This window comes from Saccharothrix sp. CB00851 (assembly GCF_001905065.1).
Lineage (GTDB): Bacteria > Actinomycetota > Actinomycetes > Mycobacteriales > Pseudonocardiaceae > Actinosynnema.
Genome location: NZ_LWLC01000027.1, coordinates 1 through 11,506 on the forward strand (window position 1 = coordinate 1; position 11,506 = coordinate 11,506).

General features: G+C 68.6%; 11 protein-coding genes. 5 read left to right on the forward strand and 6 right to left on the reverse strand.

Going from position 1 to position 11,506, the window contains the following annotated elements:
* The 4 genes from A6A25_RS25105 to A6A25_RS25120 form a co-directional block, all read left to right on the forward strand.
* Positions 1 to 1,413 (forward strand): polymorphic toxin-type HINT domain-containing protein (locus A6A25_RS25105; protein WP_274534339.1); only part of this gene is annotated, 1,413 nt, incomplete at its 5' end.
* Positions 1,389 to 1,850 (forward strand): Imm10 family immunity protein, encoded by a 462-nt coding sequence (locus tag A6A25_RS25110; protein WP_073893897.1) that lies wholly within the window; start codon positions 1,389 to 1,391, stop codon positions 1,848 to 1,850. The genes A6A25_RS25105 and A6A25_RS25110, both read left to right, overlap by 25 nt.
* 219 nt (positions 1,851 to 2,069) lie before the next feature.
* Positions 2,070 to 2,465: a helix-turn-helix domain-containing protein gene (locus A6A25_RS46915; RefSeq protein WP_380735679.1), complete on the forward strand. Its 396-nt coding sequence runs from the start codon at positions 2,070 to 2,072 to the stop codon at positions 2,463 to 2,465.
* Complete coding sequence (locus A6A25_RS25120; RefSeq protein ID WP_198932868.1) at positions 2,365 to 3,213, forward strand: hypothetical protein; 849 nt, start codon at positions 2,365 to 2,367, stop codon at positions 3,211 to 3,213. Before A6A25_RS46915 ends, A6A25_RS25120 begins: the two co-directional genes overlap by 101 nt.
* Before the next feature lie 172 nt (positions 3,214 to 3,385).
* Here the strand turns inward: A6A25_RS25120 and A6A25_RS25125 are convergent, their stop codons facing one another.
* Together A6A25_RS25125 and A6A25_RS25130 are read right to left on the reverse strand one after the other, a co-directional pair.
* A complete protein-coding gene (locus A6A25_RS25125) occupies positions 3,386 to 4,198 on the reverse strand; it encodes an IS3 family transposase (protein WP_083668650.1) in 813 nt (270 codons plus the stop codon).
* 235 nt (positions 4,199 to 4,433) lie between these two features.
* On the reverse strand, positions 4,434 to 4,562 hold the full coding sequence (locus A6A25_RS25130; RefSeq protein WP_158073811.1) for a transposase: 129 nt from the start codon (positions 4,560 to 4,562) through the stop codon (positions 4,434 to 4,436).
* A 976-nt stretch (positions 4,563 to 5,538) separates the two neighbouring features.
* Between A6A25_RS25130 and A6A25_RS25135 the strand changes: the two genes are divergently transcribed.
* The gene (locus tag A6A25_RS25135; protein WP_073893903.1) at positions 5,539 to 6,642 is read left to right on the forward strand and encodes a HesA/MoeB/ThiF family protein; all 1,104 of its coding nucleotides are present in this window, start codon (positions 5,539 to 5,541) and stop codon (positions 6,640 to 6,642) included.
* On the opposite strand, the gene A6A25_RS25140 is transcribed toward A6A25_RS25135, so the two are convergent.
* The 4 genes from A6A25_RS25140 to A6A25_RS25155 all read right to left on the reverse strand — a co-directional run bounded on the left by A6A25_RS25140 (position 6,585) and on the right by A6A25_RS25155 (position 11,503).
* The gene (locus tag A6A25_RS25140; RefSeq protein ID WP_143193386.1) at positions 6,585 to 8,780 is read right to left on the reverse strand and encodes an ATP-binding protein; all 2,196 of its coding nucleotides are present in this window, start codon (positions 8,778 to 8,780) and stop codon (positions 6,585 to 6,587) included. The genes A6A25_RS25135 and A6A25_RS25140 overlap by 58 nt on opposite strands.
* A gap of 224 nt (positions 8,781 to 9,004) precedes the next feature.
* Positions 9,005 to 9,904, reverse strand: coding sequence for a TRAFAC clade GTPase domain-containing protein (locus A6A25_RS25145; RefSeq protein WP_143193387.1), 900 nt, complete (start codon positions 9,902 to 9,904; stop codon positions 9,005 to 9,007).
* On the reverse strand, positions 9,879 to 10,496 hold the full coding sequence (locus tag A6A25_RS25150; RefSeq protein ID WP_073893909.1) for a hypothetical protein: 618 nt from the start codon (positions 10,494 to 10,496) through the stop codon (positions 9,879 to 9,881). Before A6A25_RS25150 ends, A6A25_RS25145 begins: the two co-directional genes overlap by 26 nt.
* Entirely contained in the window at positions 10,493 to 11,503 is a 1,011-nt protein-coding gene (locus A6A25_RS25155; protein ID WP_143193388.1) for a hypothetical protein, read from the reverse strand. The genes A6A25_RS25150 and A6A25_RS25155 overlap by 4 nt, the downstream gene beginning before the upstream one ends.
* Positions 11,504 to 11,506: the final 3 nt, after the last annotated feature.

Genomic DNA, 11,506 nt, shown 5'->3' on the forward strand with positions numbered 1-11,506 from the left:
GGCTACGCCTACGCCAACAACAGCCCGGTCACCTACAGCGACCCGACCGGCCTGATCATCGACTGCGGCCCCGACGGTGTGCTGTGCGGCAGGAACCCCGCGGTGCATGGTGAGGGTGCCAACGACACCTACGAGCGGGAACGAACGACGTTCTACGACCGTCAGCGCGCGTGGCAGCAGTCCAACAGCGGCAACGACACGGCACTGAAGAACAGGCTGGCCACCGAGGGCATTGCCTGGGAGGACTATCAGCGGGCGTTGGCCGATGCCCACAAGACGAAGTGGGATGTGATCAAGGAGGTCGCCTGGGAGGTCTTGAAGGAGATCTCCGGGTGGAACGACATCGTCGATTGTTTCACCAAGGGTGACATCTGGGGCTGCGCCGGTCTGGTCGCGGGCCTGGTGCCGTGGGGCAAGGCCGCCAAGGTCCTCGAAGCCGGCTACAACGCGCTCAAAGCGGTCGGCCGCCTCGCCGGCATCGTGGACAAGGCCAAGGGCGTCCTGCGCCGGGTCCAGACCATCACCGACGACATCACCCGCGCGGCCACCGAGAAGTTCCAGAAGTTGGTCTCGGGTTGTGCAGCGGGCAAGCACAGCTTCGTCGCCACCACCCTGGTCCTGATGGCCGACGGCTCCACCAAACCGATCTCCGAAGTCGAAATCGGCGACAAGGTCAAAGCCACCGACCCCACCACCGGCGAAACCGCCGACCGCGCCGTCGTCGCCACCATCGTCCACACCGACGAAGACGACATGACCCGCCTCACCGTCACCAACGCGGACGGCACCACGGGCACCGTCGACGCCACCTCCTGGCACCCCGTATGGGTCGAGGACCAACGCAGCTTCGTCAACATCGGCGACCTCGACCCGGGTGACCGCCTCACCTCCGCCGACAGCTCCTCACCACGGGTTGCTGGAGTCGACCATCACACCCGTTTCGAGCCGGTCCATGACCTGACCGTCGAAGGCGTACACACGTACTACGTGCTGGCGGGGACCATGTCGATCCTGGTCCATAACACTGGCGGCAGTGGCCATATTTGCGATATCACCGCGATCGCCCCTGACGGGAGCACGCGCGTGGACGTAAAACTCGAGAGCGGTGATATGACTCCCGAGGAGGCCACTCTCGGCTACCCCAACGATGTGGCTTTTACGCACACAGAGCATCGATTCTCCCGCATGGCGGGCGCCTCCACAGGGTCGAAAGTTTCGCTTCCGAATGATCCGTTCGTGGGGCAGCACTCGTTGAGCTCTGGTGACACGGTTACTATGCGGGGCCAGCTTCCCCCGTGCTCGAGGTGCAAGGGAGCGATGAACCGCATGGTCGGTGAGCTGGGAGTATCAGTCACGTACGAATGGTCCGGGCCCAAGGGTGCCGGAACATGGGTGGCGGGAAGGAGACGTTGAGCATGAGGCTGACTGCCGTCGAAATTGGTTTCTTTGAGGACTACGAGGATGAGCAAGCATTGGAGGTGGGTATCGCCGGAGTCGATGACGACGGCGTTTGGAGGTCATTTTCGATCCAGCGATCCACTTATGAGCCTGATGAGCAGGAGGTTCAGTCTGGAATGGATTCATACAACATTTCGACTGAGCGGGGATTCACGGTTTACGGCTGCCTGCGGCGAGTGCGTCTTACGGACTCACTTCTCACATTGGAGTTTGTGGGTGAGGATGCGGATATCCTTGAGATCGCTACCCCCGTAGAGGTGGCGATAGGTGGATCGGAGGTTGACCGTGAAAGTTTGTCCAGGAAACTTCGTGAGATTCTGGACTGGGGGTCTCGTGAGAAGCGGCCGGAGCTGATCGGACTCAACGACTCCGGTCCGCCTCCTGGCGAGTAAGTTTCCTTACTGAGTGGCTGTTGTGGACTATTTCTGTCGGGTGGCGGTGCGAATCCCAGGGGTGACGCCGCCATCCAAGGTCGGGCGGTCGGCTATCTCCGTCGCGGCTTGAACTCAATGTCGTTTAGTTATTGAGTCGAAAGTGATCGTCTTCCGGTAGGTTGATCACTCGTGCTCGAGGTCGAGGGTGCGCATCGGTTATCGCCCGCGGAGCGTGAGGTGCTGCGGTTGCGGGTGGTGGCGGCGTTGGAGTCCGGTCGGGTTGAGGGGTATCGGCAGGCCGCGGAGGTGTTTGGGGTCTCCGAACGGTCGGTGGGCACCTGGTGGCGTGCCTATCGACGGGACGGTCGCGACGGTCTGGCTACCCGCAGCGGACGTCCCGGTCCCGCCGAACTGATCGGCGCGGAGGATCGGGGCACGCTGTTCGCGGCGATGGCCGACTACACGCCTGACAGGGAGGAGGGACCATGTCGACGTCGGTCCTGCGCTGTTCCGGTAACACACGAGCACCTCCGTGGCAGTGGTCGACGTGGTCGCCGGTCCTGGTACCGGGTGGCACGCCCACGGCGGCGGCGCGGGCACGGTGGCCGCCGTCGTGGCTCGGCACGGATGTGACGTCGTGTGCGTGGGGTGGGTACGGCCAGGTGCGTTCGCCGCCGGTCTGCCTGGCCTGCTGCCCGGCGCGCAGGAGGCGGCCGGGTTGCAGGGAACGGGTGCCGCGTTCGCGGGATTGACACGATGGTGGCGGCGCACCTCGCACGGTCTGGTGTTGGACCACCGCGACGACTCGATCCGGTTCTCGGTCGACGCCGGTCACGTGACGGAGTTGTTCCGGGCGCGCCTGCGACCGCTCCTCGCCGATCTACGCGCCCTGGTGATCTCCGACTTCCTCAAGCTGCCCGGCGGTATCGACTGTCCGCGGCTGGTGGCGCCACTGGTGGAGGCCGTGCCGTGCGTCATTTCGGCGAAACGCGTGGTGCGCGGTGTACCCGGTGCAGTCCTGGTCGTGTCCGACGAGGACCTCGGGCTGGGCGAACTGGACGATGACGCGATCACGGATCTGGTCGGGCACCTCGCCCGCGCCGGCTGGCAGCGGACAGTGGTGACCAGGGCGGCGTTCGGCGTCGCCCGGTCGGACGGCGGCCGAGTGCGACTGTTCCGGGACCGGCCGCAACCACCGGGGTACTCGATCGGCGCGGGCGGCGTTCTGTCGGGCACGATCGGGGCCGCGCTGACAAACGGTCGGGACTTCGGGGAAGCGGTGGTGGAAGGGTGCGCCACGGCTACGTCGTCGGTGTCCGTGCGGTGCATCGGGTTCGCGGACTGCGACCGACCTGTCCCTCTATTGTGGGCTATCCGGTGACGGTAAGTACGGGTGGCCGCTCAGTACCCGGTTGGGTTGGCCGCCCTGGCCATCGCCGCTGCGTCCTCGCCCGCCGCGCTGTCGGGCTGTTCGTGGAGGATGTCGGCGTGTTTCGCGTTGTTCCTGCCGAAAACATCGTCTGAGGTTGTCCCCGAAGACCGGACACCGGATTTCATGCCACGAGGGTGGGCGGTCCTTGACGGTAGCCGATGCGGGTTTCGTGTGGGGTGCGGTAGTCGAGCGTCGAATGTAGACGGTCGTGGTTGTAGTAGCCGATGTAGGCGAACACGTCGCGTCGGGCGTCGTCGCGGGTGTGCCAGACGGTGGTGCCGATCTCGGTTTTGAGGGTGGCGAAGAACGACTCGGCGACGGCGTTGTCGTAGCACGACCCGGTGCGGCCCGCGGACGGTCGGATGCCGTGGCCGGCGAGCGCGGAGCGGAACAGCCCGGAGCTGTACCGGGTGCCGCGGTCGGCGTGGAAGATCGCGTCACGGCCGGTGAGGCCGCGCCTGGCGGCGAGGTCGAGGGCGTCGCGGACCAGTTCGGCGCGCAGGTGCCCGGCCATCGCGTGCCCGACGACCCCGCGGGTGTGCAGGTCGATCACGGTGGCCAGGTAGAGCCGGCCCTGCCGGGTGGGCAGGTAGGTGATGTCGCCGACCAGTCGTCGGCCCGGTGCCGGGGCGGTGAAGTCGCGGCCGATCAGGTCCGGCACCGGCGCCGCCGCGAGGTCGGGCCTGGTCAGCGACCTGCGCCGCCGTCGGGTGAGGCCGGCGATCCCGCGCTCGCGCATGACCCGCCCGACCCGTTTGTGGTTGACCCGCCAGCCGCGGCGGCGCAGCGCGACGACGATCCGCGGACGCCCGTAGGCACCCCGGTGCCCGGCGTGGACCTCGGCGGTCTCGGCGGCCAACCCCTCGTCCGCCTCCGCCCGTTCCGCCCTGGTCGGGGCGGCGGTCAACCATTCGTAGAACCCGGGGCGGCGCACCCCAGGACCCTGCACAGCCGGGTGACGCCGAAGACGGCGCGGTGTTCGGAGATGAACCGGTAGCTGCGGGTCAACGACCCATCTCCTTGGCAAAATAGGCGGCCGCCTTGCGCAGGATCTCCTTCTCCAACTCCAACTCCGCCACCCGTTTACGCAGGTCACGCAGCTCTTGCCGCTCATCGGCCGACACCCCGCCCACCGGCGGGGCGGCCTGGGCCCGCTCCGCGGCACGGACTTAGTTGCGCAGCGTCTCGTGGTTCACACCCAGCTCACGGGCGACCTGCCGCAACGGCCGATCCGACGAACGGACCAACTCCACGGCGTCCCTGCGGAACTGCTCCGGGAACTTCGACTTACCTGACACGGGGAACATCCTTCCCCAGACCGCTGTCTGGGATCAGGGTGTCCGATCCAAGGGGACAACCTCACTGAGCGCGTACGACGAGACCTATGTCGGACGCGTCGGCACGGGCTTCACCGACAAAGCCTTGGTCGACATGCAGCGGCGGTTGGAAGTGCTGCGGCGCTCCACCAGCCCGTTCCCGGTACGCCGGTTCCGCGCGAGTTCGCCCGTGACGCGCGGTGAGTCGAGCCGGTGTTCGTCGGTAAGGTGGACTTCCGCCGCTGGACCACTGACCACCGGCTCCGCGCCACCCGTCCTGGCGTGGCCTGCGCGACGACCGGGACCCGGTGGACGTGTGCCACCGTGGCCGCTGACTACGTCGGCGGTGAATCGGTGGTCCCGGTGGTGTGTCACGTCTCGACGTGGAATCGAACGCTTGTGCGGTGGTCATGTCGCGGTTCTTCCCCGGCCGTCATGTGCCTGCCTGTGAGGTGTGGGCGGGTGATCGAGGGAGTGGTCGCGTGGAGCCGCGCGAGTATGGGGTGCTCGGTTGCTGCGCCAACGCGGCGAGCAGGCAACGCTAAGTGATCGTGGACAGCTTGTGTTCGCCTTGGGGTCGTAACCGAGCTGCTGGACCGGTCCGCGGCACGGTGGATACGAGATCACCCGTTCAGACGAGCCGTTGTCCCGGTCTTGTCCCGCTGGCTGTCCCCGGGTCTGTCCCAGGGTGCGTCGCATCCTCTTCTCAACCGGCCATCCGCCGGCCGCTACAGGAGAGGAGGACCAGGGATGAGCCCGTTCAGGTCCAACGTCCCACCGTCGGACGAGGTGCAGCCTCCCCGTCCGTGCTTGCCCTTCCCCGCCCTGTTCCGCCTCGACCGGCAGGGAAGGGGGTGAGGACATGATCATCACGTTCATCGCGGTCACGGTGGATCGAATCCCGTGTGACCCGAAGACGTCGGCCGACGCGTAATACGATGTGGACAGGAGAAGTGTGATGCATCGCCCACGTATCAAGTACGAGCACCTACCGGTCCGCCACGGCGACGACTCGGTGCAGATCGGTGGCTCCTTGCCGGGAATCGCCGCGACGATCCCTGACCCGGACGGCACGGTGTGGACGCTGCTCACACTTCTCGACGGGACGCGCACGGTGGACCAGGTGGTCGCCGACCTGGTCCACCGCCACCCCGACGAGCCGCCCGACACGATTCGCACGGCGATCGACACGCTGGCCTCCGCCGGCTACCTGGAGGATGCCGACGAACCACCACCGGAGGCGCTCTCCGACGCCGAGCGGGAGCGGTTCGCGCGGAGTCGGGCGTTGTGGCGGTGGATGGACACCGCCCCGCGCCCCACCGGTTGGCACGCGCAGTTGGCGCTGCGGCAGGCGCGGGTCACGGTCGTCGGTGTCGGTGGGGTCGGTAGCACCGCGGCCCTCGCGTTGGTCCAGTCCGGGGGGCGGTTGCACCTGGTCGAACCGGACTTGGTGGAGCTGTCCAACCTCAATCGGCAGGTCCTCTACACCGAGCACGACCTCGGTCGCGCCAAGGTCGATGTCGCGGTCGAGGTGCTGCGCCGGCACAACGGCGAGGTCGAGGTCACCGGCGAGGGAACCACCGTCGACGGCGTGGGGATGCTGCGGCGGTTGGCGGCGGGATGCGACGTGCTGCTGATGGCCGCCGATACCCCGCACGAGATCCGGTCGTGGACCAATCGGGCCTGCCTGGACACCGGCACAGCCTGGGTCCACGGCGGCTATCAGGGGCCCAGAGCGGGCGTCGGGTTGTTCGTGCCCGGCAACGGACCCTGCTACGACTGTGCGCGCACCGCCGCCACACGCGAACAACTCGCAGCACCGCCGTCAATCCCGTGGCCGGGCACGAGCGGGACGACGAGGACGCACGCAGTCAACGCCGTGTCAGCCGGCATCGCCGGACACCTGGCCGGTCACGCTGTGATGAGTCTGATCACCGGGATCCCCCGCCTGCGGACGAACCGCCAGATCGGGTTCAACCTCATCACGCTGCAGCACAGCACGTTCTACGAATCGCCGGAACCGGAGCCGGACTGCCCCGCCTGCGGGCGGTCCGCCGACTGACCGGGCCCATCCGCGCGTGCCGAGGCGAGATCCTCGGCACGTCGCCGAACCAGATCGGCGCGCGGGTCGTCCAAGTCCGCCAGGATCGTGGCGGCCCGCCGCAGGTCGTGCACGGCCCGGTCGTCCCGGCCGGTGGCGACCAGTGAGACGGCCATCGCCTCCAGCGCTGTAGCCAGATGCGATTCCGCGCCGCTGTGCCGTGCGTAGACGTCCACGACCTTCTCCCACAATCCGATGGCGGTGTCGTGCTCGCGCAACCCCTGCCGCGCGAGCGCCAAGTCGTCCTCGGCATAGGCGATGATCAACGGGTTACCGGTGCGGCTGCGCAACTCCCAAGCGCGTTGCGCGTAGTCCAGCGCTTCGTCGAACCGCCCACGTTTCGCATTCACCAGGCACAGGTTTCCCAACGTGATGGCTTCGGCCGCGGAGTCGCCCTCCTGCCTCGTCGCCTCCCACACCGCAAGGTGGTACTCCGCCGCTTCGTCGTAACGCTCCTGTGCCTCGCGCAGGTTCGCCAGGCCCGCCAACGCCCGTCGTCGCAGGACTTGATCGCCGGACCGTTCCGCCGACTCCGCCACGTCCCGGAAGTCGGCCTCCGCAGCCGCCTGGTCACCCGCACTCCGGTGACTGTGCCCACGCAGGACCCGGAGGAACGCCTCAGCCTCCCGGACTCCCGACACCCGAGCCGCCTCGATCCCGCGTGACTTCGCCTCCAACTCCTCCGGCCACCACGACCGCGGCCCCAACCCCAGATGACGCGACGACAACGCCAACGCGATCGCCACGTCGTACATGCCCTGGTTCAGAGCGATGCGATGCACCGCGGACAACACCGCCCGCTCCGAACGCAACCACCCCAACGCCTCCTCCCGGTCGCGCACCGGTGCCTGCACGACGGGAAGTTCAACGGGTATTCGGGCCGACACCGGGTAAACGAGACGATCCGCGGCGTCCGCCACTGCGGCGTACCAACCCAGCAGGCGCGCCACCGCCTCCTCCCGCGCCACCGGTGTCTCGTCCAGGTCGGCGCGGTAGGCGGCGTAGTCGTGCAACAGGTCGTGCATCCGATACTGCAGACGGGCCACCGGCTCGACCAGGTGCTGCTCCGCCAACTCCTCCAGGACATGCGTCACGGAGCGCAGGTCGAGCGCGGCCAGGGCGGCTACGGCAGGCGCTCCGAACTCCGGCATCGGGTGCAACCCCAGCAACCTGAACACCCGTGCGTGCACGGGGTCGAGCCGATCGTAGGACCAGTCGAACACCGCCCGCACCCCACTCAACCCGCGCCACGGCCCCTCCATGCCGATGAGGCCGCGCTGTTCTTCCCGGATCTCCTCCACCACGTCGGCCACCGACAGGAACGGGCGCGACGCCACCCGCGTCGCCGCCACCCGCACCGCCAACGGCAACCGGGCGCACACCCCCACCAGTTCCTCCACCGCATCCGGCTCCGCAGCGGTTCGGGCCTCACCCACGACACTTTCCACCAGACGCACGGCGTCCACGGCGTCGAAGACGTCCACCGCGACCCGCCGGACCGCCTCCGACACCAACAACTCCGACAGTGCGCCCCGGCTGGTCACCAACGCCAGCGACCCCGCCGCACCGGGCAACAACGGACGCACCTGCTCGGCGGACCCGGCGTTGTCCAACACCACCAGCGCCCGCCGTACCGTTACCAGCGACCGGAACAACGCGCCCTGCGCCTCCACGCCCTCGGGAATCCGCCGCTCCGCGACACCGAGCGCGGTGAGGAAGTCCGTCAGCACGACCTGCGGGGGCAACGGGGCGCTCGGGCCGAAACCGCGGAGGTTCACGAACAACGTGCCACCCGGGAACCGGTCCTGGACGCGGTGCGCCCACCACACCGCCAAGGTCGACTTGCCCGCTCCCGCCGATCCGTCCAACGCCACGACCGTCGCGCCGCCACCGGCATTCCGCTCCGACTCCGCCAACAGGGCGTCGAGAGCGGCGACGTGGGCGAGACGCCCGCAGAAATCGGGGACCGCGGCCGGTAGCTGTCGCGGCACCACTACGCTTTCCGGAGCAGGCAGTACCACCTGATCGATGCGGCCTGCTTGCACCACCACGCCCTGGACCGTGCCGCTCATGTCGTTGCTGACACCACCATCGGCCATGGGCTCTGAGTATGGCTTGCAACTCCGCTAAAAACGGCCCAGATTACCGATAATCACCCGGTCAGCTACCGATGGCCACGGGTCCAGCCTGTGACGAGCGAGTAGGTGTCGGTCTCGTCGTCAGACGATAGCTGTGCCGGCGAGGGCTAACAAGCCGATCGCGACAACGGCGGACAGGAGCAGGAGTACGCGGGCCACAGCGCGGCCACGGTCGGTCGATGAGGTCATGGGGTGGTTCCTGTCAGCAGCCAGTGGATGGGCGCGGCCGGGTCGTCGTGGGGGTTGGTGGAGGTGGTGAGGTAGGTGACCACGAAGTAGTGAACGTGGGAGAAGTGGTGCTCGGCGGAGTGGACGAGGTCGGCATGGCCATGGGCGATGAGCCACCTGCGTACTGCGGCGGGGCGGTCCAAGGGATGAGTGGCGTAGGGATGGACGGGGTCGGGTAGGGCGTCGCCCTTGGTGACGACGATGGCGATACGGCGCGGTGTGGTGCTGTCGTGCTCGGTGAGCGTCTCGGTGAGCAGGTCGAGGACGGTCTTGGGGTCGGTGCCGGACGAGCGGGAGGCGGCGAGCACGTCAGGGTCGGCGCGGGCGCGAACGGTGGGGAGGGCAAACGGGTCGACGACGAGGACCACGCCATCGCTGAGGGCGAGGAAGGCGGAGTCGGCGATGCGGTCGGCGTCCTGCACGATCTCGCCGGCCGCGTCGTACAGGTGCAGGAGCCGGTCACGCACCTGCAGTGTGTGCGAGACCGGCTGGCTCACCGGCGTGCGCGGCGGGAACACGCCGTCGGCGAGGAGAGCGCCGGTTTCGGCCAGCCTGCTGTCGGTGAACGGGTCCGCGGGGACGGCGTCGTGATCGGATCGCATGCGGCCGACCGCGGTGTGCAGGAACACCGACTTGCCGGCGCCGGTGCCGCCGACCACCGGGACGTGGCGCGTGGGCATCATCTGGGTCGCGGAGGGCAGAGAGGCGTCGCAGCCACCGCAGCGCGGTGAGAGACCGTTTTTGCCGGCGATCAGCAGTGTAGGCAGTCTCTGGCCGCAGCGGCAGGTGCGGAGGAACGCGCCCTGCGCGCCCGGGATGAGCGCGCGGTGCTCACGACCGCAGGGGCAGACGAACACCGGGCGGGCGAGGCGGGCGTGGCAGCGGGGGGCACTCCGTCGTGATTCCCCTCAGCGCCAAGGAGAAAGATTCGAACAGCCACAAGGCGCCGGCGAGGAGTCGGAAACCCGCCACCACGGCGGTGAGGAACACCAGCTGCACCGACCAGGTGGTGGCCAGCAGGACGAGCGCGATGGTGTAGCCGATGGCGAACCCGGTGCGCGCGACGATCGCGAGGAACGGCACGGCGGGCGAGCGCTTGATGACCTGGGACTCGCGGATCGGGCGCACCCGCCGCAGCCCGTTGCCCGCGAAGCTCTCGTCGAGCTGGGTCGACATGCGCTGGTGCAGCGCCACGAAGCAGGCGACCCCGAGGCGTCGGTGATCGCGCAGGGCCGGGCCGGACAGGTACCGCCGGTCGGCGGGATCGGGCAAGGTGTCCAGTGCCAGGTGCTCGGTGCTCGCCCGAACGGCGAGGCAGTGGAGCGCTTCCCGGGTGACGGCGACCAACGCCAACGTCAGGCTGAGCGCGACCGCGGCGGCGAGGACCGGCCCGCTGACCACGAGCACGACCGCGCCCAGCAGCACGTAGAGGAAGAGTCGGTCGATCACGACCCGGTCCTCTCCGCGCCCCGGAAGGTCGGTATCGCACCGAACTCGGCGAGCAGCCACAGCAGCGGGTCCTCCACCCGGTAGGGCACCGGTTCGCGCCTGCCGTCCGCCCGGTCGCCGAGTGCTGTCGCGGCGAAGCAGCGGTGGCGGAGGAAGGCGGTGTGTGCACCGCGGATGAGGTCCGCCTTGTTCCAGCGGCCGAGCCAGGCGGTGGTCTCATGGTGGACGTCCACCCCGTCGGACACCGCGTAGCCTGCCGCCCGGGGCACGGGACGCAGCAGCGGCGACCCGGGGTCGACCATGTCCCACACAGTGTCCAGTTTGGTCAGTACCACGGCCAGGGGCAGGCCGATCCGGTGGTCAGGGCGCAGACCGCGCGCTGCGCGCACGGCGTCGGCAAGCTGGGCGATCCCCGCGTCGCCGGGCGCGGCCCCGGGTTCGACGGCCAGGACGAGGCCGTCTGCGTGCGCCAAGCTCTCCGCGGTTCCGTCTGCGCTGTCGTGGAACGCGATCACCACCGCCCGCGCCTGCGGCCGGACGCGCAGGCTGACCAGCAACGGCTCGGGGCCGGTGGTGTGGTGCAGGACGGTTTCGGCGACCAGCACACGGTCTCGCTCGTGCCGCAGCCTGCTCTTCTCACCGAGCACGTCGAGTGACATGCCGGGGAAGCGGTCGTCCAGGTGTCCTTTCGCGACCTGCCGGATGACCGACGCCAACCAGGTGCTCTTTCCGGATCCCGCCGCCCCGACCACGGCGACCACCTTCGAGTGGCCCTCGACGTACTCGCGCGGCACGACCTGCCCACAGGCCGGGCACACCCGGCGGGCCATCGGAGCACGCCCGTGCGGGCACTCGCCCTTGCGCGCGGCGGACACCGGGAATTCGATCGCGGTCTCGCCGCAGCGCGAGGCGCACTGCCTCAGGTACGCCTTGACCGCCGTCCGGGTGTGGCAGTAGGGGCAGGCTGGGACGCGTCGGATCGGAAGGTTCCAGGTCGGAGCACGCACAGC

Coding starts and splice junctions, on each gene's coding strand:
- A6A25_RS25110 (WP_073893897.1), top strand. CDS start 1,389: ATGGGTGGCGGGAAGGAGACGTTGAGCATGAGGCTGACTGCCGTCGAA.
- A6A25_RS25135 (WP_073893903.1), top strand. CDS start 5,539: ATGCATCGCCCACGTATCAAGTACGAGCACCTACCGGTCCGCCACGGC.
- A6A25_RS25140 (WP_143193386.1), bottom strand. CDS start 8,780: ATGGCCGATGGTGGTGTCAGCAACGACATGAGCGGCACGGTCCAGGGC.